Raw genomic sequence first — 25,543 nt, 5'->3', positions numbered from 1 at the left:
CTGAAATACGAAAGAGGGCGGTTGTAAAAACAATCGCCCTCTTTTTTTTTGACAATATTGCGTTAAATGTTTTCTGATCTGGTGTGTTCTAACTGTTGGACAATTTCATCCAAAGCTTTAATACGTTTTACTTGGTCCCATAGGTTTTTCGCTTGTGGATAGGCTTTCGTCATCATTCCTAACCATTGCTTATAACGACCCACCATACCAATTTCTGTCTTTGCCTGACCGTTTAAAAAACGTATTTGTAAATCAACCAGTTGTTCCCAACTGAATAATGCCTCATTCATATTTTGGCGAATGCATTGGGTTAAATCTGGGGTCGTCACAGCACCACGCCCAATCATTAAGTCTTCACAACCAGACTGTTGCTGACAGGCTCTAGCATCAGCATTGTTCCAGATTTCACCATTCGCAATGACATTAATTTTTAAAGCTTCTTGAATGGGTAGAATTTTTTCCCAATAAGCTGGGGGCGTATAGCCATCTGCTTTAGTTCGAGCATGAACCGTTAACCAGCTTGCACCAGCATCTTCAACAGCATGGGCATTTTCCATGGTGTGGTTTTCATCGAGATAACCTAAACGCATTTTTGCTGAAACAGGAATGTGTGCAGGTACCGCATCTCTCACTGCTTTAATGAGCATATGTACAACATCAGGTTCATCAAGAAGGACTGAACCACCACGATGTCGATTAACGGTTTTTGCAGGACAACCAAAATTAAGGTCGATTGCAGGAGCACCTAATTCAACCACTTTTGCAGCATTTGCTGCCAGCATATCTGGGTTGTTACCTAAGAACTGGACATGAACAGGTGTTCCCGCAACTGTTTTACCTTCATTTTTTAATTCTGGACAAAAACTATAGTAAATATGGTCTGGCAAAATGCTGTCTGTAACCCGAATAAACTCGGTCACACACCAGTCGAAATGACCAACAGATGTGAGTGTATCCCGCATGATCGGGTCAGTTAAACCTTCCATTGGAGCGAGTATGAGTTTCACAGTCTGTGTCACCTGAGCAAAAAGAAAACAGCGTTATACGGGATATGTATAACGCTGTCTAGTATCGAAGAAATTTTAATTTACTTAACGGCCCAAGATCATCTCAAGCACAAATTTACTACCAATAAAACCAATCGCCAAAAGCACAAAACCGATTAAGGTAAAACGAATCGCTTTTTGACCTCGCCATCCGAGTTTGTAATGGCCAATCAAGAGTGAGCCATAGATAAACCAAGAAATAATACTAAATACGGTTTTATGAGCGAGATGCTGTGCAAAGAAGCTATCGATCGTCAAGAAACCAAAAGTGAGTGCAATTGTTAATAAAATAAAGCCAGTAATAATTAGGTCAAATAACAAAGACTCCATCGCCTGAATTGGCGGAAGTAAATTGACCCAAAAGCGTTTTTTTTGTTTCTTTTTGAGTTCACGATTTTGAAACCATAGCAAAATAGCGTGAATGGTTGCCATCAATAAAACTGCATAGGCAGAAAGTGAAAGAATAATATGAGTATCTAAGCCTAACGAATGCTGCTCAATAAATTGATCTGGTCGACTGAATCCAAAACCTAAAATTAGACCAATAGCCGCTACAGGAATGCCTAATAAATTTAGCGGTACGATGGGACGAAAAATGCTAAAAATTAAACTTAACAACAGCATAAGCCACGATGTAAACGATACTAAATTAAAAACATCGTAGTTAATTCCAGCTGGTGTCAGCATGGCGTGACATAAAACTGTACCGTGCAACAGGAGCGCCAAAGTCGCAACAAAAGCAAATAACCATGGGTTTGGTTCACGTTTTGACATTAAACGAATAAACAGATACCAGAAAGAAGTGGTATATGCGATGAGTGCCAAAATTGTGTAAACCAAGGGGAGGCTAATCATGTCAAACCTTTTTCAGGATTAATTCATCTATATAAGATATAAATTCGCTGCGAACTAAAGTATCCTATAGCATTCTATGCATAAATTTTCTATTTCGAGAAAGATTTTTTTGCAACTAGCCATTTTAAGCGGATTTTGCAATGTTTGATACCTTAACAGAACGACTCACACAGAGTTTAAGAAATGTTACTGGCTCAGGGCAGCTGACCGAAGACAATATTAAAGATACCTTACGTGAAGTACGTATGGCACTTCTTGAAGCCGATGTCGCGTTACCTGTAACTCGTGAATTTATCGCGAAAGTTAAGGAAGAGGCATTGGGCCAAGAAGTGATGACTCAGTTATCACCAGGCCAGGCATTTGTAAAAATCGTCTATGACGAACTCACCAAGATGATGGGTGAGGCGAATGAAACACTTGATTTAAGTGCTAAGCCTCCCGTTGTTGTATTACTTGCTGGTTTACAAGGTGCGGGTAAAACAACAACTGCCGCTAAGTTGGCACGTTTCTTAAAAGAACGTCAAAAGAAAAAAGTAATGACGGTTTCTGCGGACGTTTACCGTCCAGCAGCAATTAAACAGTTAGAAACTGTGTCAGCAGAAGTTGGTGCAGGTTTTATTGCATCAGATGCTTCTGAAAAGCCAATTGATATCGTTAATCGTGCAATTGAACAGGCAAAAATCCAGTTTGCTGACGTGTTAATTGTTGATACCGCAGGTCGTTTACATGTCGATGAAGACATGATGGACGAAATTAAAGAATTACATGCTGCCGTTAAGCCGACTGAAACCTTGTTTGTGGTTGATGCCATGACAGGTCAGGATGCTGCAAATACAGCTAAGGCGTTTAATGATGCATTAGCACTTACGGGTGTGATTCTTACTAAAACTGATGGTGATGCACGTGGTGGTGCTGCGCTTTCTGTACGTGCAATTACAGGTAAGCCAATCAAGTTCTTGGGTATGGGTGAGAAGCTTGATGCTTTAGAACCATTCCATCCAGATCGTGTTGCTCAACGTATTTTAGGCATGGGTGACGTACTTTCTTTAGTCGAGGAAGTTGAACGTAAAATCGACAAAGAAAAAGCCGAAAAAATGGCTAAAAAATTGCAAAAAGGCGGCAGCTTCAACTTTGAAGATATGCTGATGCAATTTGAGCAAATGAAAAGTATGGGCGGCATGATGGGCTTCTTAGATAAGTTGCCTGGCATGAGCGGTGCAGGAATTCAGCAGGCGATTGAGCAAGCAAACCCTGAAAAACAGGTCAAGAAAATGGAAGCTATTATCCAGTCAATGACCGTTAAAGAGCGCCGTAATCCAGACTTGATGAACCCAAGTCGTAAAAAACGTATTGCCGCGGGTTGTGGTATGGATGTTGCTGAAGTGAATAAACTTATTAAGCAACAAGCACAAATGGCTAAAATGATGAAGAAATTTGCCAATCCATCTGGTATGAGCAAAATGATGCGTTCATTAGGCAATATGCAAAAGCAATTTGGTGGCGGCGGTGGCGGCGGAATGGGCCCACTGTTTGGCAACAATGACCAAAAGAAATAAACTTATAAAATAAAAGGCGCATATAGCGCCTTTTATTTTGTTCTGTGTTTTAGTCTTTAGGATAATGAGCAATATATTGTTGTAGTCCTTTGAGCAAAAGATCTGTTTCTACGACTGGATCATATTTTTTCAAGAACTTAGCAAAAAGAGGTGCATCTCCACCTGTAAGGAGCAATTTTTTAGGAGATTGCTGCATGATGCTTTCAATTGTGCTAATGAGGCCTAGCAAAATACCGTGGTGTACGGCATCGACTGTGTTATTGCCCGGGTTTAAATTATCAAAAGCTGAGTCTGGAATTTTAATGCCTTTAGTATTTTGAATGAGTGCATCGCGCTGTAAATAAAGATTTGGCAGAATATAACCACCTAAATGTTGTTTACCTTGCGTTAAATCAATCGTTAAGGCTGTCCCACATCCAATAATGCAATAATTTTCATCTGTTTGAGCTACAGCGAGTACTTGTAGCCAACGGTCAATCCCGAGCTGACTTGGAATTTCATAGCCGCATTTTAACTTAGCATATTCAGCATGTACTTTGGCAAAAACAACAGGAATTTCAAGCCATTTTAAAATCTGCTGAATACGTTGATTGTTCTCAGTATCGAGTACTGAAGAAATCCCAATGCGATGCAGACCTTGATGTTTAAAGTGTTGAATTAAACCTAATAATAAATCGGCAGGGGACTGTAAATGTAGCTCAGCTGCATGTTCAATAATTTGCTGATTTTCAGTAATCCAATATTTTAAACGGGTGTTTCCGATATCAAGCCATAAACTTTTCATGGAAGAACACCTGTTTATTGATTCACTTGTGGTCTTAAGCGACCTTGATAAAACTGCTGAGGTTCAGGAGTCTCAAGAATTACTGCACCTTCATTGGATATTCCAACAAAACGACCATGTACTAATCCCTGACTATGTTCGAACTGCACCAACTGATTAAGCCATGCGGCGTGGTGGTTAAAACGTCCAGCTAAGTTGTAGCAACCATGATCAAACCAGCGCGCTGCATTTTGAATTGCAACATAAAGCTCTGAAATGAGTTCAAGACGACTCATTTGTTCTAGGCCTAAATCCTCTAGAGATGTAATCGGTTGATCACTATCAGTCACTGGTGGTGTTTTTAAATTAATGCCTACGCCCACAATAGCCTGATGCTGGGAAAGCGGTTCGACCAAAATTCCACCCCATTTTCCATGCGTACTATACAAATCATTTGGCCATTTCACTTGCAAATTCAGCGCTTGTAACTGCGGGATTTGCAGAATATTTAGAGCAACTTCAAGTGCTAAGCGACCATCTAAGGGTGTTCGAGTTTGCACCAATGTGCTTAAATAAATGTTTCCTTCAGGTGAAATCCATTGCCGTTGATGTTGACCTCGCCCTTGAGTTTGTTGAGCACTACAAACCAAGCCCGTTGTAATGCCTTTTTGGGCAATTTCACGAATATCATCATTGGTCGAAGTTGTGGTTGCTTTTAATAAAACCACTTCTGGAAGCTGGTTTTTTGCGCTTAAAAGTTGTTGTAGTTGGCGAGTCTCTAAATCCATGTTGAATATGAGCAGAGTGGTAAAACATTTATGGAGTTAATCATATATTTACTCATTGGCGCAATTGCTGGTTTTACTGCCGGATTGTTTGGAGTTGGTGGTGGACTAATTATTGTACCAATCCTCTATGTGGTTTTTACCCAGTTGCACTATGACCCAGCAGTAATCATGCATATTGCAGTCGGAACATCGCTTGCAACCATTATTGTGACATCGTTTAGTTCAGTTTCGGCCCACCATAAAAAGGGGGCAGTTCTTTGGCCTGTTTTTCGTAATTTAGTGCCTGGACTAGTGATTGGTTCATTTTTAGGAGCGGGTATTGCCGATTTGATGTCTGGTCAGCATTTACAGCTCCTTATTGGTGTTTTTGCGGTTGTGATGGCCTATCGCATGTTTAAAGGGGCAAATGTGGTTGTTGACCCAACACGTCAGCTTCCTTCAACACCTATGCAATTTATGGCGGGTGGTGGCATTGGTATTGCCTCTGCAATTTTTGGTATTGGAGGCGGTAGCTTAACTGTTCCATATTTAAACCGTCATGGCGTCGTCATGCAAAAAGCAGTCGCGACTTCTGCCGCTTGTGGTTTGCCAATCGCTATTGCGGGTGCAACTGGTTTTATGTGGTTTGGTGCCAAAGAACACATCTCTGTACCTAACACGATTGGTTATGTGCACATCTATGCGTTTATTGGCATTAGTGTCATGAGTTTTGTTACAGCCAAGTTTGGAGCAAAAGTTGCTCATGCATTGTCACCACAAATGTTGAAAAAATGCTTTGCCTGTTTGTTGGTCGTGGTGGGTAGTTATTTTATTTATAAAGGGATTATGCACTAGAGAATAAAATATTAATCTTGCTAGAACTACGATTTAAGAGCTTGAGTTTTTAGAAATTCGAGCTTTTTTTATTTAGTAAGATAAGAAAATTCGAGGCTTTTATTCATCCGATTTTGGTGTTGTTTTTAAATGGGTTGGCTTAAAATGCAATAAAATTGTCAGACAATGACATAGTTTTTAATCGGTACGATCAGTTAAAAACAAGGATGCGAAAGAAAAGCATGGATTAATGCATATAAAAAGTAGCGGGTGATTTATGAATCTCGAAGAGACAGAAAGTCTTTCTGAGCAAATTGTCAAATATATTAGCGAACAGATCATTAGTGGTGAGCTGGTTGAAGGCGAGCGTATTCAAGAATTACGTATTGCCAAAGAGCTGGATGTAAGCCGAGGATCAGTTCGCGAAGCATTGTTATTATTAGAGCGTACTCATTTAATTGAGATATTTCCACGCCGCGGGGCAATTGTTTCAGAAATGTCTGCACAGCAGGTTAAAGCACTGTTTGACACAAACGTGATGTTATTGGGGCATATTGTTCAACGCATCAGTGAAACATGGCGCGCACATGAAGCAGATCAATTGCAGCTATTGTTGGAACAACTTCTTGAGCATGTAAAAGCAGGAGATATCGAAAAATTTTATGATGGTGTTTTTCAATATCTCGCTGAACAGCAAGATATGGTGGGTAATCCTTACCTAATGAAGTTTTATAAAGAGTTACTACCTTCACTACGTCGCAGTTATTTTTTGACTTTAAATACCTCTAAGCGGGAACTACAAGAAGCATTTGCATTATTTAAACTCGTGACTGATGCAATTTTGATCCGAAAATCACAACAAGCCGCTTTATTTATGGAAGATTTTTGTCGACACTTACGTAACCTTGTGTTGGAATCGCTGACACGAATGAAACAGATTGAATTGGCCTGGGCAAGACGCTCACGCCGCTAGTTAGGGCATTATGCGTTTAAGCAGTTTAAAACTTTCCGGCTTTAAATCTTTTGCAGATAGTACAACTTTAAATTTTAAGGCGAACCGCACAGCAGTGGTTGGTCCAAATGGTTGTGGCAAATCAAATGTAATTGATGCCATTCGTTGGGTGATGGGTGAATCAAATGCTCGTCAGCTACGTGGTGGTAGCATGCAAGATGTTATTTTCACAGGAACATCCAAGCGTAAGCCAGTGGGCGTAGCGAGTGTTGAGCTACGTTTTGATAATACCTATGGCAAATTGGGCGGATCTTATAATGCTTATAATGAATTGGCCGTTCGTCGTCAGGTCACGCGTGAAGGTAAGTCCGAATATTTCTTAAATGGCACACGTTGCCGCCGTCGTGATATTACCGATATTTTCTTAGGGACGGGGTTAGGGCCGCGTTCTTATGCAGTGATTGAACAAGGCATGATTAACCGTCTGGTTGATGCCAAACCTGAAGAAATGCGCATCTTTATTGAAGAGGCAGCAGGCGTTTCACGCTATCAAGCTCGTCGACGTGAGACTTTGCAACATCTTGAACATACTGAGCAAAATCTTTCACGTTTAGAAGATATTGCCCTTGAGTTAAAATCACAGCTGAAGACGCTTAAACGTCAATCAGAAGCAGCGGTTCAATATAAAACTCTGGAAAGCCAGATTCGGACCCTAAAAATTGAAATTTTGTCTTTTCAGGCAGATAAAAGCGTACGCCTTCAAGAAGAATATACAGTTCACATGAATGAGCTGGGTGAAACTTTTAAATTGGTTCGCTCAGAGTTAAGTACGATTGAACATGATTTAGAAGCAACCAGTGCTTTATTTCAGCGCCTCATTCAGCAATCTTCACCACTACAACAAGAATGGCAACAAGCTGAGAAAAAACTATCTGAACTGAAAATGACTCTGGAACAAAAACAGAGTTTATACCAGCAAAATAGTATGACTCTCGTTCAGTTAGAACAGCAAAAATTCCAAACTAAAGAACGTTTACAACTTTCTGAATTGCAACTTGAAACACTGAATAATCAGTTAGATGAACAAACTGAATCATTAACTGGAATTGAGCATACTGCAACGGAAGCTGAACAAAACTTTGCTGATTTACAATCTCAGCAAAAACAAGCACAGCAACAGTTTGAACAAGTAAAAGCTCAGGTTGAAAAACAACAGCAGCAAAAAATGCAAATGTCTGCTCAAATTGAGCAGTTAGGCAAAAATGTTCAACGCATTGAACAGCAAAAAGAAACGTTGCAACATCAAGCAAGTCAGATTCAATCGCATGTTCATGAAGATGAGCAGGGTGAGTTTGAGCAACTACAGCAGCAATTACGTCGTGAAATCTCGACGTTAGAGACTGAAATTGAGCAACAATTGCTAAGTTTAGAGCAATCTCAACAGCAACATCAGTTAAGCAAAAATCAACAACAAACCCTGAAAACCGAAATTCAGGTTTTATTATCAGAGCAGAAAAATTTAAGCCAACTGGTTGCAAAGCAAAGCCCAAAGCAACATCAAGATGCACTACGTTTAATGCAGGCTCTACAGTTAACTGAGCAAGGCAAACCGCATGCGCAGATTGTTGAGAAGTTTTTAGCAAAATGGTTGCAGGCGCATATTGTTGAAACTGAACAAGCCTTTCAGGAAGGAATTGCTCGTCAGTTAAAACCTTCAGAGCAAACAAGTCAATTTAAGGGGAATTTAGCCTGTTTAAATGACTGGATTGAGTCTCCACAACTATCAATCTTTTCGAATGTAGCAATTGCACAAGATTTGACAGTTGCTTTAAATGAGCAAAAGCAACTGCAACATGGTCAGTCTATTGTGACTTTAGATGGTTATCATGTTGGGAACGATTGGGTGATTGCCCTTATGTATGATGATGAAAGTCAAAGTGCACAAGGTATGCTGAGCCATCGCATTCGTCTAGATGAAATTGAACAAGCCCTTGAAAAGCAACAACCTGAATTACAAGTATTAGATCAAATTTTAGTTCAGCAAAAAGATGAACTAGGGCAGTTGCAGTCTGACTTGCAGCAGAAACAGCAAGTTGTTAAACAAAAACAAAAAGACTTACAACAGCTTGATGTGCAAATTGCTAAACAGCAAACCGCAGCACAAGCATTTTTACTGCAAAAACAACAATTGAAAGATCAGTTAGCTCAGTTAGACATGCAGCTTGAAGAAGATGCAATGCAAAAAGATGATCTGGAAATTGATTTGCATGCTCTAGCAATCAAACTTGAAACCATTTTACCTGATTATAAAACTATGCAATTTCGGGTAGAAGAGTTAACGGAGCAGTTAGAAGAACAGCAACAAGCTCTACAGCATCAGCAACAAGAACGTGAGATTTTACGCCGTAGTAGTACGCAAACCACTCAACAAATCGAGTTGCTTGAAAAAGATATCTCGTTCTTGCAGAGTCAATATCAGCAAATTAATGCTCAAATGGAACAAGCGAAAAAATTTGTTGAGCCTATTCAGTTAGAGTTACCAAATCTTGAGTCGGAGTTTCAGCAACAATTTGCTCAAACTGAAAAGTTGCAAAAGAACTGGAATGAATGGCAGGTTGAACTCAATAGTGTGCAGGAAAAACAACAAACCCTGACAGATCAGCGTCATCAATATCAACAAAAAGATGAACAACTCAGAGAACAGCTTGAAGAGAAGCGTTTGGCATGGCAAGCGGCTAAGTCAGATCGTGAACATTACCAAGAGCAACTCAAAGAGCTAAATGCCGAAGTCCAAAAGGGCTTACAAATCGATTTAACTGAGCACCAGCAAAAACTGGAAAAAGTACAGAAACAGTTTGAAAAAATCGGAGCGGTGAACCTTGCTGCTTCACAAGAATTTGAAGAGGTTTCTCAGCGTTTTGATGAGTTGAGTCACCAGATCCAAGATTTGGAAAATACGGTAACTCAACTGAAAGATGCGATGAAAAGCATTGATCAGGAAACCCGTAAGTTGTTTATGACAACGTTTGATCAGATTAATCAAGAGTTGCAAAATCTGTTTCCAAAGGTCTTTAATGGTGGTGAAGCGAGTTTAAGCCTTGAAGATGACTGGCAATCTGGTGTTAAACTGATGGCAAGACCACCGGGTAAGAAAAATAGTTCTCTGGCATTACTTTCCGGTGGAGAAAAGGCATTAACAGCGTTAGCATTAGTATTTGCGATTTTTAGATTAAATCCGGCACCGTTCTGTGTGTTAGATGAAGTGGACGCACCACTTGATGATGCGAATGTTCAGAGATATTGTAATTTGGTAAAAGAGCTTTCTGAACATGTACAATTCATTTACATTACACATAATAAGCTGGCGATGACCATGGCAACTGATTTGTTGGGTGTGACCATGCCTGAACCGGGTACATCAAAATTAGTCACTGTCGATTTAGAACAGGCAAAAGAATACGGGTTAGTTTCGGAGTCATAGAATGGAAATCAATACGATTATTGGCATCGTTGTCGCCATTATTATTATGCTAATTGGCTTAAAAATGATTTTAAAAAAGCCAAACCATGCTGAACCCTCATTAGATAGTGATTTGCATATTAATCCTGATAGTAATCAACCAGTTATACCTCGTCACGTGCGAAATCAGCTTGAGCAACCTGAAGTAGAAGTAGAGGCTGTGGCAGCGCGAGTAGAGCCGACCTTAAATGAATCGGTAGAACCGCAAGTTAGTGAAACAGCTCAAGAAAAGACATTCGTTACAGAGTCTGCTCCAACGACTTCATCTGAGCAAACTCAAACTTCTGTTGAAAATACTTCTGTAATAGAAGAAGAAATTCAATCTGAAGAAACTGTAGCAAGCTCTACCATTAACACAGACAGTTCAGCTGAGTTAGTTGATACGGTTTCTGTTAAATCAGAAATTGAAGCTTTATCAGAAGAAAACTTGAAATCTGAAAGTGAAAAAACTGAGCCTGAGTTGAGTCTAAACCCAAATATTGAAACTGCCGAAATTGCTGAATTTGAAGGCGAGAGTAATATTCTGGATGTACATTTGCATGAACAGCAACGCTATGATGATGAAAGTGCATTAGCTATGGCTGAACAGATTATTGCTTTAAATGTCTATCCGAACCCGCGTCGCGCGTTGTCTGGCGATAAAGCACTTAAAGTATTGTTAAAATACGGTTTACGTTATGGCGAAATGTCATGTTTCCATCGTTATGAAAATACGGATGAGCCGAGCGTACTGATGTTTTCAGTACTACGTATGACAGACAATGGACCAGCTGGGTTTGATCTTGAAACCTTGTCTAGTGAACAAGTTCAAGGGTTGGCATTTTTCCTTGCGCTTCCAAACAGTAAAGCCGTAACTGGTTTTGACATGATGGCAAGTATTGCTGGTTTAATTGCTCGTGAAATTGATGGCAAAGTTTATGATGAAAATAATCTTGAATTTACACCACAGTTAAAAGAGCATTGGCGTCATCATGTGATTGATTATCGTCCGGCACATGCGACTGCCTAGTTTTAATTTTTTACGTTCGTTGCGATAATTGCAATATATCTAGTCGCAGCTCAGGGTGGAGAAATTTCCACCCTTTTTTATGGTGAATAACATAATGGCAACAACTTCCGTGATCGAACAGATGCGTCAGCTTATTCAACTGATTGCAAAGCATAACCACGCCTATTATGTGATGGATCAGCCGACAATCTCGGACAGTGAATATGATCATTTATTTCACCAGTTAAAAGCTTTAGAAGAGCAATATCCTGATCAGGTTCAATCAGATTCTCCAACGACAAAGGTAGGCGGCCAAGCACTCTCTAAATTTCAAAGCGTGACTCATGTCGTTCCGATGCTTTCTTTGGGGAATGTTTTTAATCAGGAAGACTTATTTGCATTTGCTCGCCGTGTTGAAGAGCGTTTGCCTAACCAAAAAGTACAGTACGAAGTAGAATTAAAACTTGATGGTCTTGCGATTTCGCTTTGGTATGAAAACGGTGTGTTAACACGTGGTGTTACACGTGGTGACGGCGAAACTGGAGAAGACATTACTCAAAATGTCAAAACGATTCGTAACTTGCCTAAAGTGTTGCATTCAGATCATTTTGAAATTCCACGTTTGCTTGAAGTCCGCGGTGAAGTGCTCATGCCAAAGTCTGGCTTTGAAAAACTCAATGCGGACCAAGAAGCAAAAGGTGATAAAACATTTGCGAATCCGCGTAATGCCGCAGCAGGTAGTTTAAGACAGCTCGACCCAAATATTGCTGCTGGTAGACCTTTAGCATTTTATGCTTATGGTATCGCTCAATGTGAACCTAATCATGGCTTAACTACCATGCACGATAGCCTACAATGGCTCACAAAACTTGGATTTGAAATTGCGGAACGTCAATATCTTTGTAATTCAATTCAAGAAGTACAGCAGCGTTATGAGCAAATCCAACAAGAACGACCAGGTCTACAAGTTGAAATTGATGGTATGGTCGTAAAGGTTGATGATTTAAAACAACAACAACAACTTGGTTTCTTAAGTCGTGAGCCACGTTGGGCAACGGCCTATAAATTCCCTGCACAAGCTGCATTAACTACAGTTGATCAGATTGATTGGCAAGTAGGGCGTACAGGTACTTTAACCCCTGTAGCGCGTTTAAACCCTGTATTTGTAGGGGGAGTTACGGTTTCCAATGTAACTTTACACAACATTGGTGAGATCCATCGCCTAGATGTACGTGTTGGTGACACGGTGAGTGTTTATCGTACAGGCGATGTTATTCCTAAAGTAGAAAAAGTTTGGCCAGAGTTCCGTCCTGTTGATGCCGAAGTTGTACATTTACCTGAAAACTGTCCTGTTTGTGCCTCACCAGTTGTAATGCCTGAAGGAGAAGCTTTAGCACGTTGTTCCGGTGGACTTTATTGTGCTGCGCAGCGCATTGAAGCCATTCGTCACTTCGTATCACGTAAAGCTCTCGATATTGAAGGTCTTGGTGAACGCTGGGTAGAGTCTTTATTGCATCTCGATTTACTTAAAGATGTTGCTGACATTTACCATTTGCATGAGCACCGAGAAACTTTGCTCGGTATTGAAAAAATGGGTGAGAAATCGGTACAAAATCTGATTGATGCCATTGAAGCCAGTAAGAAGACAACGCTTGCTCGTTTTATTTATGCTTTAGGTATTCGTGGGGTGGGTGAAACAACAGCTAGAATGTTGGCCAATACTTTCCAAACTTTAGAAGCGCTTAAAGCTGCGGATGTTGAAGCTTTAAAGAAAACCCCAGATGTTGGTGATATTACCGCAGAGTGGATTGCTGACTTTTTCTTGGCACCGCACAACATTGAAGTGCTTGATCGCTTAATTGCAGCAGGAATTCATTGGGATGCACCGACTGCACCAACACGCCAGCCATTAAATGGCGAAAGCTGGGTGTTAACAGGCACATTAGAGCAAATGACCCGTGATCAGGCGACTCAAATGCTACAAGCATTAGGTGCGCGTGTAAGCAGTAGTGTATCAAGCAAAACTAAATGTGTGGTTGCGGGCGAGAAGGCTGGTTCGAAATTAGAAAAAGCAGCAAAACTTGGTATTGCAGTTATGAATGAGACTGATTTCTTATCACTTATGGCGAGCTACGGGCAGACTTTAAGCGAATAGGTCTACCGAAATAAGAACCATTGATTTTAGTTACAAATTTATAAATTGATGGTTTAAGTTATATTTTAACGCTTGTTTGAACTTATAAATCAGACAAGCGTTTCTTTTTGCACAGGAAATTTAAATAACTTAAACTGCAAATGCGTATGTTTCTCATTTTAATTTGATAAAAATCATAAACTTAACTATTTTTTATTTTGCAATCATTTTTAAGATTGCCCATAATAGTTCTCATACGATAGGAGATTTATTATGCGTGGCAATCCAGAAGTCATAGACTATTTAAATATGCTCATTGGCGGAGAATTGGCTGCCCGTGATCAATATCTAATCCATTCTCGTATGTATGAAGATTGGGGCTTAAATAAAATTTATGAACGTATTGATCATGAGATGCAAGAAGAAGCTTCTCATGCTGATGCGATCATTCGTCGTGTATTATTTTTAGGTGCTAAACCAAACATGCACCGTGAAGATATCAACGTTGGTACAGACGTTGTATCTTGTTTAAAAGCTGATTTGGCGCTTGAATATCATGTTCGTGAAAAGTTAGCGACTGGGATCAAACTTTGTGAAGAGAAGGGCGATTACATTAGCCGTGATATGTTACGTCAACAATTATCAGATACTGAAGAAGACCATACATACTGGTTAGAAAAGCAATTACGTTTAATTGAGTTGATTGGCTTACAAAACTATATTCAATCTCAAATTTAATAAAAAAACCCAGCTTAAGCTGGGTTTTTTATGGGCTTATTTTAATAAAACTAACTCATCGCTTAAATGTTAATTTTGTCAAATTGAACATATTCAAAGCCTTACTATATAAGGCTTTGGCAGTTACAAAAAAGTCAGAAAAATTGTATCACACCCCCTGTTTTTTTTATGAAATTGTTTATAATTTCGCCAACAAAACCCTTGCCTAGAAATTTAATGAGGCAAGGGTTTTTCTATGGAAAATCGGTTGGTATGGATCGCCAATGATTTTATGGTGAGTTCGCGAAATATGTTATTTACCAAACCTGCTGTTTTAGACACAGCTACTCTCTTAAGCACACAGCGTCTTGCAACACGACTAAGCTTTTTTAGCTTAGGTTTTGCGACCGCAGCTTGGGCACCTCTCATTCCTTTTGCGCAGCAGCGTTTAAACTTAAATCATGCCGATTTTGGTTTACTTTTGCTGTGTATGGGTATTGGCTCAATGATTGCTATGCCTGCGACAGGTGCTTTAGTCAAGCGCTGGGGATGTCGTCCATTAATTGCTTTAGCATTGATGCTGTTAATGGTTTTATTGCCTAGCCTTACGATGTGGAGCAGCATTGTGACCATGGCTGTAGCATTGTTTATTTTTGGATCGGCAGCAGGATGTCTTGGAGTAGCTATCAATTTACAAGCAGTGGTTGTAGAAAAGCATAGCTTGCGAGCTCTTATGTCTAGCTTCCATGGAATGTGTAGTTTGGGTGGCTTAACAGGCGCTATGCTTGTGACTGCATTATTGGCAGTAGGTCTTTCTCCATTAATGAGTACGTTATCGGTTGTTATGATTTTACTTGTTATTGGTGGTGTTGCGATTCCCTCTTGTTTAACGTCTTTTGAACAGGATGAAAAGCCACATGAAGATACAACTCAAGCACCGAAAAAATTTTATCGTCCCGATGGCATTATTTTGCTTATTGGTATGATGTGTTTTATCGCCTTCTTATCTGAAGGTGCGGCAATGGACTGGGGTGGTATTTATTTAACAAGTAAATATCAGCTTAACCCTGCTTTTGCTGGTCTCGCATATACTTTCTTTGCACTTAGCATGACCACTGGACGTTTTGCAGGTCATGTCTTGCTTAAGCAATGGGGCGAAAAGAATATTGTAACTTATAGTGCAATTGTGGCTGCAATTGGTATGGCTATTATTGTGACTGCGCCAGTCTGGCAAGTAGTTATATTAGGTTATGCACTGTTAGGACTAGGCTGTTCTAATATTGTACCAGTGATGTTTTCTCGCGTAGGTCGACAAAATAAGATGCCGAAAGCAGCAGCACTTTCCTTAGTATCAACGATTGCCTATACAGGCTCATTAAGTGGGCCAGCTTTAATCGGTTTAATTGGTGAATGGACTGGTTTAAGTACGGTTTTAACAGGCGTAGCTGTATTGCTTTTTATTATTGCTTTACTTAACCGTTTTACGTTAATCAAGACAAATTAATTTATAAATAATAGATACCCTCTAGTGAACATCGAGAAATTAAATTTCTCGATGTTCTTTTTTAGATTTATAAAACTTGATAGATAGATTGATAATTATCTTGTAATAATCGCTGAGGCTTCATCAGTAGAGTTGGTGTCTTTTCTAAATCATCCAAGAAGTTATTTCGCCAATTGGTAAGATCAGAAGTTGTTAATCCCTCTATCAATTGCTGATAACGATTAATACGCTCAGTTTTAGACATTTCTAAAGCCATTTTTAAAGTATCCATCATTGCTGCTCTATCTAGTGGATCAACAATCAAGGCTTGAGACATCTGCTCAGCAGCTCCAGCATATTTAGATAAAATGAGTACCCCAGGATTTTCTGGATCTTGGGCTGCAATATACTCTTTAGCGACTAGGTTCATACCATCACGTAGTGAACTGATCCAGCAAATATCCGAATGGCGATAAATGTGCATGAGATTATGGTGTTGAACCGTGTCATAGCAACAATCCACAGGTCTCCAGTCTTCATGTGCAAACTCTTCGTTAATTAACTCAAGCTTGGTTTTAAAACGTTGGTATAAACGTTGATAAGCTGGAATATCGATACGAGAAGGTATTGCAACTTGAAGATGACGAACTAGACCATGGTATTCAGGACTGGTTTCCAAAAAGGTTGCAAATGCATTAAATCTTTCCATTAAACCTTTCGAATAATCAATACGATCAACCCCAATAATCGTTTTTTGGCGTGGAATTTCTTCAAAATTAAACACGGAAGAGGTCGCCAAATCTTGTTGTGCTTGCTTTTGTATAATTTCGGGCTGAACACCAATTGGGTATGACTTAATTAATATTTGACGTTTTTTATAGCTAATACTATTGCTTTGAATTTTCTGAGCTTCGAGTAAATTTAGACAAGTTTGCATACATGCATTTTGATCGATCTGAGTTTGTAAGCCAATAACATCATATTGACTCAAGTCTTGAATTAAGTCTCGAGCTACTGGAATTTTGTGCCAGATATTTAGGCTAGCAAATGGTATATGTAAAAAGAAACCAATTTTATTTTGCATGCCTAATTCACGGCAGTAACGCGCTACACTAAAAAAGTGATAATCGTGTATCCAAATAAGATCTTCAGGTTGAGCAAGCTGTTTTAACTTTTCAGCAAACAAACGGTTGACCTTTTGGTAGGTGCTATATTCTTGCGCATCATATTCAATTAGATCTTCGCGACTATGCATTGCTGGCCAGAGAACCTTATTTGCAAAACCACAGTAATATTGCGCATATTGTTGATGAGTAAGAGGGCAGGTAATGTAATCAATCCCTTGAGAAGAGGCTTGTTCAAACTCTGGCGCTTCGCTATCGGTAATTTGCTGGCCATTCCAGCCTAACCAAATGCCATTACTATCATTCAAAGCATCTTGTACAGCCACGGCGAGACCACCAGCTGAAGCTTTACCTGAAGGCATACTTATCCGGTTCGATAATACGATTAATTTAGACATATTTTTTCTCCATTCTGATTTTGGCTATTTTTGACATATAAGCTTTTTATTCTGTTTTGAAATAAAAAAAGAAAATTCGCGACACTATCAATATCTTTTAATCTATATTCAGCTTGTGTTTCACCACAACCCACTTTAATCGTGAGACCAGATTGTTGATTAATAAATACAAAACCAGATTCATCTGTTAAATCATCGCCTATAAAAATAGGTAAAACAGAAGGTAAATTAAGATGATTTAATATGGTTTTAATGGCTTTACCTTTATCAGCTTGATGAGGTATTAATTCAATAACAAATTTCCCCTTATTTAATTTTAATTGAGGATAATCAGAGCTAATCTGTTGCATAATATTAATAGCGTGATTTTCTAAATCTGGTTTTTTACGATAATGTACAGCAATAGAATAACCTTTGTCCTCAATTAATAAATCGGGATATTTTTCACAAGATTTTTGAATATCTTGTTTTAATTGTTTAAAATTAATCTGAGTTAAATCTGGCCGAATATAATGATCTGAATCAAGACAAATATCTAAACCATGCAAGCCCGCAATTGGAACTTCAATAGGATATAAGAGTTTACTAGCTGTATTGACATCACGACCTGTTACAGCAATAACAGGTATATTTAATTGAATAATTTTTTTTATAATTTCAAGTGTGGTGTTTGGAATAAAACTATGCTCAGGATTAATTTGAAAGGGTGCTAATGTCCCATCAATATCCAAAAATAAACAATAATTTTTATCTAAAGATAAATTACTTATAATATGATTGGGTGTAACAAAATATGTATCTTTTTCTCTCCCATCAGATATTGTATTTTGACTTTTCATATTAGCCTTCCCAATATTTTTTGATCAATAATTATTCTTCTAACATTAAAATGAATTGATGAGTCATTTCTTTTAATAAAAAAACATAAGTATTAACATTAATTACATTGCATAATGGATTTATAGGCGAAGTGTGGAGTATGTTGTTTTTTGATTGGCTTCAATGTTTAGTTAATTAAAGTTTTGTATATTTAATATGAATAATGCAGGTCTTATTTATCAATATATTTCAGAATATTAATGTATTATAAATACTTGATTTTGTGACTTATAAATTGTTTTTAATATTGATTTTAAAGGATATTTTAAATCAATATTATTATATAATCTTTATAAAATCGGCTTTGGATAGGCATATGAAGTTACAAAATAAAATTTTATTAATTACGGGTTGGGGAGTAGGCGTGGAACCTTTGCAATCTCTAAAATTGCATTTGGAAAAAGAGGGTTTTGAAACTCAACTTATTAATATTTTTAATGTTTTAGAGTGTAACTTTCAAGCGCAGCTTGATTTAGTGGATGAAGTTGATGTGGTAATAGGCTGGTCTTTAGGTGGACAGTTAGCCACTCAACTGGTTGATATTTTTTACAAGCAAACAGGGCAAACAAAAACTTTAATTACGCTCGCTTCAAACCCTTGTTTTGTTGCCAATCACAATTGGCAAACAGCAATGCCTACTGATGTATTTAGTCAATTTAAAGCGTCTTTTTTACAGAACCCGCAAGCCACTTTAAAGCGCTTTTATTATTTGATTACACTTGGCTTAACCCAAGCTAAACAAGATTGGATAAGCGTACAAAATATAGCAAGCCCGCCTTCAAATGAACTTTTAATAGAAGGTTTGCAAATGCTTGAACAACTAAACTTGGTAGATAACTTAAAAAACTATTCTGGCCGACAACTTCACCTCTTTGCTGAGCAAGATAATGTCATTCCTTGCAAAATTATCGAAAAATTTGAGGAAATCGTGACAGAAAACATGAGTTATAAAGTGCTAAAAGGCGCTACTCATGCTTTTCCATACCTCGAAGTAGACCGAACAATTGAAGAAATCTGCCAATTTTTAACAATTCATCAGCAAAGTTAATAAGCTTTGATTGATCTCGCAATTTTCTTTCATTCTTAACAGGTTTAACATGTGCTAAATGAGAGATTTAATTGCTGTAAAAGGGTAAATAGGATGACCGATAATTTTGATTTAGAACATATTTGGCATCCTTATACTTCAATGACCCAACCTTTACCCACATTTAAAGTGAAACGTGCCTATGGGGCAACGATTGAACTAGATGATGGTAAAACTTTAATTGACGGTATGTCCTCTTGGTGGTGTGCAATTCATGGCTATAACCACCCTGAACTCAATCAGGCAGTGACAGATCAATTACAGAACATGTCCCATATCATGTTTGGTGGGCTAACCCATGATCCTGCAATTGAACTTGGTAAAATTCTTTTAAAAATTACACCCCCAAGTCTCGATAAGATTTTTTATGCAGATTCAGGGTCGGTTGCCGTTGAAGTTGCTTTGAAAATGGCTGTGCAATTTTGGACAGCACAAGGCCAACCACAAAAAACAAATTTTATTACTACGCGCTCTGGTTATCACGGTGATACATGGAATGCGATGTCTGTCTGTGATCCAGTAACAGGCATGCATCAGATTTTTGGTACAAGTTTGCCAAACCGTCTTTTTGTAGCAGCACCGCAAACCAAATTTCATCAAGAGTGGAACCAAGAAGATATTGCTGAGCTAGAGCAAGCTATTCAGCAAAATCATGAAAATCTTGCTGCACTGATTATTGAACCAATTGTACAAGGCGCAGGGGGCATGCGTTTTTATCATCCTGAATATTTACGTCAGGCCAAAGTGCTTTGTGAAAAATATAACCTGCTTTTAATTTTCGATGAAATTGCCACTGGTTTTGGTCGTACTGGTAAGCTCTTTGCGTGGGAGCATGCCCAAGTTGAGCCAGACATTATGTGTATAGGTAAAGGCTTAACAGGCGGCTATATGACCTTATCTGCTACCTTAACGACAAAGCACGTTGCAGAAACCATTAGTCGCGGTGAGGCTGGGGTATTTATGCACGGTCCAACTTTTATGGCCAATCCGCTTGCTTGCGCTGTTGCCTTGAGAAGTACGCAATTATTAATTGAGCAAGATTGGCAAGCGAATATTAAGCGAATTGAGCAGCAGCTTAGCCAATATTTAACGCCTTTAAGTCAGCTTGATTATGTTGCTGATGTACGAGTGTTGGGTGCAATTGGTGTCGTAGAACTTACCTTTAATGTCGATATGAAAACTTTACAACAACAATTTGTAGACCGTGGTATCTGGATTCGTCCTTTTGGCAAACTGGTTTATGTGATGCCACCGTATGTCATCACTCAACAAGAGCTAAGTGATTTGCTAGAACAATTGGTTGAGGTTGTGCAAACGATGCAGGGAGCGTATTAAGATGTCATTGCTCAATCATTTTGCTGCCGAGTTAGATGAGTTAAAACAACAAGGTAACTTCAGACACTTTACTCAAAATGTGCAGCATGACCGTTTTATTACGATTCAAAATAAAACGATGCTTAACTTGGCTTCAAATGATTATCTTGGGTTGGCGGCTGATATCAATCTTCGCCAAGAATTTCTAGATAACTATCCACTAGAAAGAAGCTATTTTAGTTCGTCATCTTCACGTTTATTAACGGGCAATTTTGAAGAATATGAACAATTAGAAAATAGCCTAAGCCAAGCATTTGGTGGTCGGTCGGCTCTGCTATTTAATAGTGGCTATCACATGAATATTGGTATTTTGCCTGCTGTTGCTGATAGCAAAACTTTAATTTTGGCAGATAAGTTAGTCCATGCGAGCATGATTGACGGTATACGTTTGTCTGGTGCGCAATATGTGCGTTATAGACATAACGATTTACAGCATTTGGAACAACTTCTGCAAAAATATCATGATGATGAAAAGATTGAACTTATCATTGTGGTCACAGAAAGCATTTTTAGTATGGATGGTGATGAAACGGATTTAGCTGCATTAGTCCAGCTCAAAAAACATTTTGCTAAAACCATGCTGTATGTTGATGAAGCACATTCAATTGGTGTGCGAGGTCAGCAAGGTTTGGGGTGTGCTGAACAATATAATGTCATTCAAGAAATTGATTTTTTAGTTGGCACATTAGGTAAAGCATTAGCAGCAGTTGGTGGTTACATTATTTGTGATCCAATTATTAAAGATTATCTCATTAATAAAATGCGCCCACTTATTTTTAGTACTGCACAGCCCCCGATTGTGATGGCATGGGCAAACTTTATTTTTCAAAAAGTATTACTTGCTCAACCTCAGCGTGAACATTTAAAAAATATTAGCCAATATCTTCAACAAGCTGTTGTGCAAAAGGGTTATGTAAGCCCATCGACCAGCCATATTATTCCTGTCATTGTTGGAGAGAGTCAGGCTGCGATTGATAAAGCGAAACACGTTCAGGAAAGTGGTTTTTATGCAATGCCTGTACGTCCACCTACAGTCCCTAAAAACAGTTCGCGTTTGCGTATTTCTTTAACGTCAATGGTACAGCAACATGAGCTTGAAGAATTGGTGAGTTTTCTGTGAGTTTGAATAAAAACTTGGTTGCCCAGCGTTTTGCCAAAGCAGGGCAAAGCTATTCAGAGCATGCAATTGTTCAAAAACAAATTTGCCAAAATTTAACGAGTTTACTCCAGCAGTTTTGCTCGAGTAAGATGTTACGTGTCTTTGAAATCGGTTGTGGTTCTGGCAATTTAACGCATCTTATTACCACATCTTTTCAGATTGAAGAGTTAATTTTAAATGACCTGTATGCAGATGTGCAGCAGCACTTTAATTCTCAAGAAAATTTGAAATGGTTAATTGGGGACATTGAAACTTTAGAGTTTCCCCAGCAGCTCGATATGATTGTTTCAGGTTCAGCTTTACAGTGGATGCAAGATTTGCCGCTTTTGCTTAAGCATAGTAATGAGGCTTTGGTTGATCAAGGCTGGTTATGCTTTTCAACATTCGGCTCTCAGAATTTAAGAGAAATTAAAGAGCTAACAGGACAGGGTTTAAGTTATTGGTCAGTTGAAAATTGGAATAGTGCCTTAATTCAGGCTGGTTTTGAGATTTTTCATTTGTCAGAGTCAGAAACTCAACTCTATTTTGATTCGCCTAAAGCCGTGTTGCAGCATTTAAAAGCAACAGGTGTAACGGCAACTGCTCAGCACCGTTGGACTAAGCAAACGTTACAACAATTTTATCAAGATTATGATCGGTTTAAGCATGCCGAAGGATATTCCCTAACATATCATCCGATTTATTGTATTGCCCGGAGAGTGAAGTAAATGAGTGGCCAGATCTATTTTGTGAGCGGGATTGATACCGAAATTGGTAAAACTTACGCAACAGGATTTTTAGCAAAATTATGGACTGAGCAGGGTAAAAAAGTGATTACCCAAAAACTCATTCAGACAGGTAATGTTGATATTTCTGAAGATATCGAAAAGCACCGTGAAATTATGGGTCAGGGCTGGTTTCAAGAAGATCATGACAAGCTCACTATGCCTGAAATTTTTAGCTATCCTGCTTCGCCTCATCTAGCAACACGCCTAGATAACCGAGAAATTGATTTTCAAAAAATTGAAAATGCGACCCAAACATTGGCAGAACGTTTTGAAATCGTATTGTTAGAAGGTGCGGGTGGTTTAATGGTGCCATTAACCACCAGTCTGCTGACCATTGATTATGTCGCTCAGCACCAATTCTCCGTTATTTTAGTAACCTCGGGTCGCTTGGGAAGTATTAACCACACTTTACTTAGTCTTGAAGCACTTAAGTCTCGTGGACTTAAATTAAAAGCATTGGTTTATAACTTAAAAGATGAATCAAAAGATCCATTAATTTCTCAAGATACTTCAAATTATTTGAAAGATTATTTAGCAGTTCATTTCCCTGAAGCTGAATGGATTGAACTGGAAAAAATGAATTAAGTTAAAAAGTTATAAAAAAACCGCTCTAATTTGAGCGGTTTTTTATATCATTCAATCTTAGAATTTCTTTGAACCACGGTTAAAACCAGTCGATTTACGTTGGTTACCCGTGTTAGCCGGAGCTTCTTTTTCTTCATCACGACGTTGTTGGCGTAAGTAACCGCCACGACGAGCAGCCATTGGCTTTTCAGTCATACGGTCAGTACGACGTTTCGCCATACCAAATAAACCTGTACCTTGACGTGGTTTTAACTCAACAGATTTTGCTAGATTATCGATGTCAGTTTTATCGAGTTCCATCCAGCGGCCAGTACGTAGTTCGCGTGGTAAAATAACTGTACCGTAGCGCGTACGCAATAAGCGGCTTACTTTAAGTTCTTGTGATTCAAAAATACGACGAACCTCACGGTTACGGCCTTCTTTCACCACAACTTGGTACCAGCGGTTAATACCTTCACCGCCGATTTCCGAGAAAGATTCAAATTTAGCAGGACCATCTTCAAGTTCTACACCATTTACCATGTTTTGGCGTATTTTAGGTGTTACTTCACCCATAACTCGAACAGCATATTCACGTTCAACTTCATTTGATGGGTGCATTAAGCGGTTAGCAAGCTCACCATCATTTGTAAACAATAATAAACCAGTACTGTTAATATCGAGACGACCTACCATTACCCAGCGGTCATTCGCAATTTGTGGCAAATGATCAAATACAGTCGGGCGTTTTTCAGGATCATTACGTGAACAGATTTCGCCTTCTGGCTTATAGTAAATCAATACACGGCGACGAATTTCGTCTTCAATTTGAAACTGAACTTTACGGCCATCAATGCGTAATTCATCGCCTGGTTCAATGCGCTCACCCACTTGGGCAACACGACCGTTTACACTCACGCGTCCTGCGGCAATAACCTCTTCCATATATCGGCGGGAACCTAATCCGATTCGCGCTAATACTTTTTGCAATTTTTCACTCATGACAGCACAACCTTAGACATAATGATCAACAGTCCACCTCTTTATGATTTCGGTGCATTTGCATCGAGAGCCATAAAGGCTTCCTTGGCGTTCTGTAGGGGAGGCAATTGGCCTAGCGATGCTAGACCAAAAGCATTCAGAAACTGAGGCGTTGTAATTAGCAACGCGGGTCTTCCGGGTAAATCTCTAAAACCGGCTTCTTTAATCCAGTTCCAGTCAAATAGTGTTCTAAGAATCTGACTATTATTAGACACACCACGAATTTGTTCAATATCAGCGCGGGTAACCGGTTGATGATAAGCAATGACAGCCAGGGTTTCTAGTAATGAAGGCGACAGTTTTGTTGGTCGCTCTGGCCAAATTTGAGCAATAATACTACGATATTTAGATCTTACCTGAAAGCGAAACCCTTGCGCTGTTTCAATCAATTCAATAGATCGGCCATGTTGTAATAGCGCGAGCTGTTGTAAAAGTTGACGAAGCTGTTGTTTATTATATTGATTATTAAATGCTTCTTTTAAACGGGCAATTGAAACGGGCGCTTCACTGGCAAAAATAATAGCTTCAAGTTGTAATAAGACTTCGTGGTGAATGTCAGCTAATGACAAATCCGTATTATTTTGTTCAAAGCTCATATTGAAGATCCTTGAATTGCTAACGGAGCTTCAATACCTGAGGCAATAATTTTAATTCGCTGTTGTCGGGTTAACTCTAAAACAGCCATAAATGTAACAACCATTCCCATGCGACCTTGCAGAGGATTGAGTAATTCTTTAAAACTTAACACGTCACCAGACTCTAATTTCTCTTCAATATATGCAATGCGTTCTTCTAGTAAGACAGGCTCTTGAGCCACAACATGCGTAATAGGTTCTGGTCGGTTAAACACACAGAACAATGCGTCATGTAATGCTGAAATATCATAGCCTTCATAAACAGGAGCAATATGACCTAAGCTCACATTTGCACTGAATGTATCACGCTCAAGAATTGGCATTTGACCCAAACGTTCAGCCGCTTGCTTGATACGTAGATAAGTTTCAAGTCGGTCAATAAGTTCTTGTTTAGGGTCTTTTTCAATACTGATGATTGTTGGCTTTGGTAAAAGTAGGCGAGATTTTAAATCTGCCAATAAAGCTGCCATCACCATATAATCAGCGGTTAGCTCAATATTTAAAGATTTCATACTATCCATATAAGTTAAATATTGAGTTGCTATAGGCGCAATATCGACGTGAATTAAATCAAAACCGTTTTTTTGAATCAGATAAATTAAAAAATCTAGTGGACCTTCAAACTGTTCGAGCAAAATCTCAAATGCAGCAGGAGGGATATAGAGATCTTCAGGAATCTTGTCATGCCACTCATCTAAAACACGGATGTGTGGAGCGTCTTCCATGGATTGATGAAGTGATTGATTCATTACGATTATAAGCCACGCGAATTTTCAAAAGCATGAGACTTGTTATTCAAGTCAAAGAGAGCTGTAAACAGAAGAACAGCAGATAGTGAAAATCATTCTAAATGAATTGTGCCTTTTAATAAATTACTTAACGACTAAAGTGTAAAAAAAA

Annotated in this window: 22 protein-coding genes; 13 read left to right on the top strand and 9 right to left on the bottom strand. The window is 38.8% G+C overall.

Annotated elements, in window-relative coordinates:
- Positions 1 to 62 precede the first annotated feature (62 nt).
- Both ACT53H_RS06475 and ACT53H_RS06470 read right to left on the bottom strand, forming a co-directional pair.
- A complete protein-coding gene (locus ACT53H_RS06475) occupies positions 63 to 1,007 on the bottom strand; it encodes a tRNA-dihydrouridine synthase (protein WP_476008884.1) in 945 nt (314 codons plus the stop codon).
- 84 nt (positions 1,008 to 1,091) lie between these two features.
- Positions 1,092 to 1,901: a cytochrome C assembly family protein gene (locus tag ACT53H_RS06470; protein ID WP_013198819.1), complete on the bottom strand. Its 810-nt coding sequence runs from the start codon at positions 1,899 to 1,901 to the stop codon at positions 1,092 to 1,094.
- Positions 1,902 to 2,041: 140 nt separating this feature from the next.
- Here ACT53H_RS06470 and ffh point away from each other — a divergent pair, with 140 nt between their 5' ends.
- Positions 2,042 to 3,457 (top strand): signal recognition particle protein, encoded by a 1,416-nt coding sequence (gene ffh / locus ACT53H_RS06465; RefSeq protein WP_004794257.1) that lies wholly within the window; start codon positions 2,042 to 2,044, stop codon positions 3,455 to 3,457.
- A 49-nt stretch (positions 3,458 to 3,506) separates the two neighbouring features.
- On the opposite strand, the gene ACT53H_RS06460 is transcribed toward ffh, so the two are convergent.
- Positions 3,507 to 4,241 (bottom strand): pantothenate kinase, encoded by a 735-nt coding sequence (locus ACT53H_RS06460; protein WP_353157798.1) that lies wholly within the window; start codon positions 4,239 to 4,241, stop codon positions 3,507 to 3,509.
- Between the two features lie 14 nt (positions 4,242 to 4,255).
- Positions 4,256 to 5,008, bottom strand: coding sequence for a biotin--[acetyl-CoA-carboxylase] ligase (locus tag ACT53H_RS06455; protein WP_009393886.1), 753 nt, complete (start codon positions 5,006 to 5,008; stop codon positions 4,256 to 4,258).
- Positions 5,009 to 5,038: 30 nt separating this feature from the next.
- On the opposite strand from ACT53H_RS06455, the gene ACT53H_RS06450 reads away from it, so the two are divergent.
- From ACT53H_RS06450 to ACT53H_RS06420, 7 genes are all read left to right on the top strand, one after another.
- Positions 5,039 to 5,842, top strand: coding sequence for a sulfite exporter TauE/SafE family protein (locus ACT53H_RS06450; RefSeq protein WP_476008883.1), 804 nt, complete (start codon positions 5,039 to 5,041; stop codon positions 5,840 to 5,842).
- A gap of 256 nt (positions 5,843 to 6,098) precedes the next feature.
- Entirely contained in the window at positions 6,099 to 6,794 is a 696-nt protein-coding gene (locus tag ACT53H_RS06445; protein WP_004794249.1) for a GntR family transcriptional regulator, read from the top strand.
- 10 nt (positions 6,795 to 6,804) lie between these two features.
- Complete coding sequence (gene smc, locus ACT53H_RS06440) at positions 6,805 to 10,254, top strand: chromosome segregation protein SMC (protein ID WP_476008882.1); 3,450 nt, start codon at positions 6,805 to 6,807, stop codon at positions 10,252 to 10,254.
- A 1-nt stretch (position 10,255) separates the two neighbouring features.
- Complete coding sequence (locus tag ACT53H_RS06435; protein WP_353157793.1) at positions 10,256 to 11,302, top strand: cell division protein ZipA C-terminal FtsZ-binding domain-containing protein; 1,047 nt, start codon at positions 10,256 to 10,258, stop codon at positions 11,300 to 11,302.
- Positions 11,303 to 11,396: 94 nt separating this feature from the next.
- Positions 11,397 to 13,436: an NAD-dependent DNA ligase LigA gene (gene ligA / locus ACT53H_RS06430; protein ID WP_440202999.1), complete on the top strand. Its 2,040-nt coding sequence runs from the start codon at positions 11,397 to 11,399 to the stop codon at positions 13,434 to 13,436.
- Between the two features lie 252 nt (positions 13,437 to 13,688).
- A complete protein-coding gene (gene ftn, locus ACT53H_RS06425; RefSeq protein WP_001214863.1) occupies positions 13,689 to 14,153 on the top strand; it encodes a heteropolymeric bacterioferritin subunit Ftn in 465 nt (154 codons plus the stop codon).
- A gap of 289 nt (positions 14,154 to 14,442) precedes the next feature.
- Positions 14,443 to 15,636 (top strand): MFS transporter, encoded by a 1,194-nt coding sequence (locus ACT53H_RS06420; protein ID WP_440203032.1) that lies wholly within the window; start codon positions 14,443 to 14,445, stop codon positions 15,634 to 15,636.
- Positions 15,637 to 15,703: 67 nt separating this feature from the next.
- Here the strand turns inward: ACT53H_RS06420 and ACT53H_RS06415 are convergent, their stop codons facing one another.
- Both ACT53H_RS06415 and otsB read right to left on the bottom strand, forming a co-directional pair.
- A complete protein-coding gene (locus ACT53H_RS06415; RefSeq protein ID WP_440203000.1) occupies positions 15,704 to 17,137 on the bottom strand; it encodes an alpha,alpha-trehalose-phosphate synthase (UDP-forming) in 1,434 nt (477 codons plus the stop codon).
- Positions 17,125 to 17,976: a trehalose-phosphatase gene (gene otsB, locus ACT53H_RS06410; protein WP_476008881.1), complete on the bottom strand. Its 852-nt coding sequence runs from the start codon at positions 17,974 to 17,976 to the stop codon at positions 17,125 to 17,127. The genes ACT53H_RS06415 and otsB overlap by 13 nt, the downstream gene beginning before the upstream one ends.
- Before the next feature lie 356 nt (positions 17,977 to 18,332).
- On the opposite strand from otsB, the gene ACT53H_RS06405 reads away from it, so the two are divergent.
- The 5 genes from ACT53H_RS06405 (at position 18,333) to bioD (ending at position 22,988) form a co-directional block, all read left to right on the top strand.
- Positions 18,333 to 19,064: an alpha/beta hydrolase family protein gene (locus ACT53H_RS06405; protein WP_476008880.1), complete on the top strand. Its 732-nt coding sequence runs from the start codon at positions 18,333 to 18,335 to the stop codon at positions 19,062 to 19,064.
- A 93-nt stretch (positions 19,065 to 19,157) separates the two neighbouring features.
- Positions 19,158 to 20,438, top strand: a complete 1,281-nt coding sequence (bioA, locus tag ACT53H_RS06400; protein ID WP_476008879.1) for an adenosylmethionine--8-amino-7-oxononanoate transaminase — start codon at positions 19,158 to 19,160, stop codon at positions 20,436 to 20,438.
- 1 nt (position 20,439) lies between these two features.
- Positions 20,440 to 21,597: an 8-amino-7-oxononanoate synthase gene (locus ACT53H_RS06395; RefSeq protein WP_476008878.1), complete on the top strand. Its 1,158-nt coding sequence runs from the start codon at positions 20,440 to 20,442 to the stop codon at positions 21,595 to 21,597.
- Positions 21,594 to 22,343 carry a malonyl-ACP O-methyltransferase BioC gene (gene bioC / locus ACT53H_RS06390; RefSeq protein WP_476008877.1) on the top strand — a complete coding sequence of 250 codons (750 nt, stop codon included), beginning with the start codon at positions 21,594 to 21,596 and terminating at the stop codon, positions 22,341 to 22,343. Before ACT53H_RS06395 ends, bioC begins: the two co-directional genes overlap by 4 nt.
- Complete coding sequence (gene bioD, locus ACT53H_RS06385; RefSeq protein ID WP_151964544.1) at positions 22,344 to 22,988, top strand: dethiobiotin synthase; 645 nt, start codon at positions 22,344 to 22,346, stop codon at positions 22,986 to 22,988. It abuts the gene before it with no gap.
- A gap of 57 nt (positions 22,989 to 23,045) precedes the next feature.
- Here bioD and rluB read toward each other — a convergent pair whose 3' ends face one another.
- From rluB to ACT53H_RS06370, 3 genes are read right to left on the bottom strand one after another with little or no spacing between them, the layout of a single operon-like run.
- The gene (gene rluB, locus ACT53H_RS06380) at positions 23,046 to 23,969 is read right to left on the bottom strand and encodes a 23S rRNA pseudouridine(2605) synthase RluB (protein ID WP_004794225.1); all 924 of its coding nucleotides are present in this window, start codon (positions 23,967 to 23,969) and stop codon (positions 23,046 to 23,048) included.
- Positions 23,970 to 24,010: 41 nt separating this feature from the next.
- On the bottom strand, positions 24,011 to 24,604 hold the full coding sequence (gene scpB, locus ACT53H_RS06375; RefSeq protein WP_004794223.1) for an SMC-Scp complex subunit ScpB: 594 nt from the start codon (positions 24,602 to 24,604) through the stop codon (positions 24,011 to 24,013).
- Entirely contained in the window at positions 24,601 to 25,392 is a 792-nt protein-coding gene (locus ACT53H_RS06370) for a segregation and condensation protein A (protein ID WP_034590956.1), read from the bottom strand. Before ACT53H_RS06370 ends, scpB begins: the two co-directional genes overlap by 4 nt.
- Between the last annotated feature and the right edge of the window lie 151 nt (positions 25,393 to 25,543).

The organism is Acinetobacter sp. DMC2 (assembly GCF_056314305.1).
The sequence above is the reverse complement of the archived record's forward strand: the minus strand, read 5'-3'. Positions and strand labels throughout refer to the sequence as shown.

Excerpts from the sequence above, each read along its gene's own strand:
- ftn (WP_001214863.1), top strand. The coding sequence starts at position 13,689 with ATGCGTGGCAATCCAGAAGTCATAGACTATTTAAATATGCTCATTGGC.
- rluB (WP_004794225.1), bottom strand. The coding sequence starts at position 23,969 with ATGAGTGAAAAATTGCAAAAAGTATTAGCGCGAATCGGATTAGGTTCC.
- ACT53H_RS06470 (WP_013198819.1), bottom strand. The coding sequence starts at position 1,901 with ATGATTAGCCTCCCCTTGGTTTACACAATTTTGGCACTCATCGCATAT.
- ACT53H_RS06395 (WP_476008878.1), top strand. The coding sequence starts at position 20,440 with ATGTCATTGCTCAATCATTTTGCTGCCGAGTTAGATGAGTTAAAACAA.
- scpB (WP_004794223.1), bottom strand. The coding sequence starts at position 24,604 with ATGAGCTTTGAACAAAATAATACGGATTTGTCATTAGCTGACATTCAC.
- smc (WP_476008882.1), top strand. The coding sequence starts at position 6,805 with ATGCGTTTAAGCAGTTTAAAACTTTCCGGCTTTAAATCTTTTGCAGAT.
- ACT53H_RS06415 (WP_440203000.1), bottom strand. The coding sequence starts at position 17,137 with ATGTCTAAATTAATCGTATTATCGAACCGGATAAGTATGCCTTCAGGT.
- ACT53H_RS06460 (WP_353157798.1), bottom strand. The coding sequence starts at position 4,241 with ATGAAAAGTTTATGGCTTGATATCGGAAACACCCGTTTAAAATATTGG.
- bioD (WP_151964544.1), top strand. The coding sequence starts at position 22,344 with ATGAGTGGCCAGATCTATTTTGTGAGCGGGATTGATACCGAAATTGGT.
- ACT53H_RS06445 (WP_004794249.1), top strand. The coding sequence starts at position 6,099 with ATGAATCTCGAAGAGACAGAAAGTCTTTCTGAGCAAATTGTCAAATAT.
- ACT53H_RS06450 (WP_476008883.1), top strand. The coding sequence starts at position 5,039 with ATGGAGTTAATCATATATTTACTCATTGGCGCAATTGCTGGTTTTACT.
- ffh (WP_004794257.1), top strand. The coding sequence starts at position 2,042 with ATGTTTGATACCTTAACAGAACGACTCACACAGAGTTTAAGAAATGTT.
- ACT53H_RS06455 (WP_009393886.1), bottom strand. The coding sequence starts at position 5,008 with ATGGATTTAGAGACTCGCCAACTACAACAACTTTTAAGCGCAAAAAAC.
- ligA (WP_440202999.1), top strand. The coding sequence starts at position 11,397 with ATGGCAACAACTTCCGTGATCGAACAGATGCGTCAGCTTATTCAACTG.
- ACT53H_RS06405 (WP_476008880.1), top strand. The coding sequence starts at position 18,333 with ATGAAGTTACAAAATAAAATTTTATTAATTACGGGTTGGGGAGTAGGC.
- otsB (WP_476008881.1), bottom strand. The coding sequence starts at position 17,976 with ATGAAAAGTCAAAATACAATATCTGATGGGAGAGAAAAAGATACATAT.
- ACT53H_RS06370 (WP_034590956.1), bottom strand. The coding sequence starts at position 25,392 with ATGAATCAATCACTTCATCAATCCATGGAAGACGCTCCACACATCCGT.
- ACT53H_RS06420 (WP_440203032.1), top strand. The coding sequence starts at position 14,443 with ATGTTATTTACCAAACCTGCTGTTTTAGACACAGCTACTCTCTTAAGC.
- ACT53H_RS06435 (WP_353157793.1), top strand. The coding sequence starts at position 10,256 with ATGGAAATCAATACGATTATTGGCATCGTTGTCGCCATTATTATTATG.
- bioA (WP_476008879.1), top strand. The coding sequence starts at position 19,158 with ATGACCGATAATTTTGATTTAGAACATATTTGGCATCCTTATACTTCA.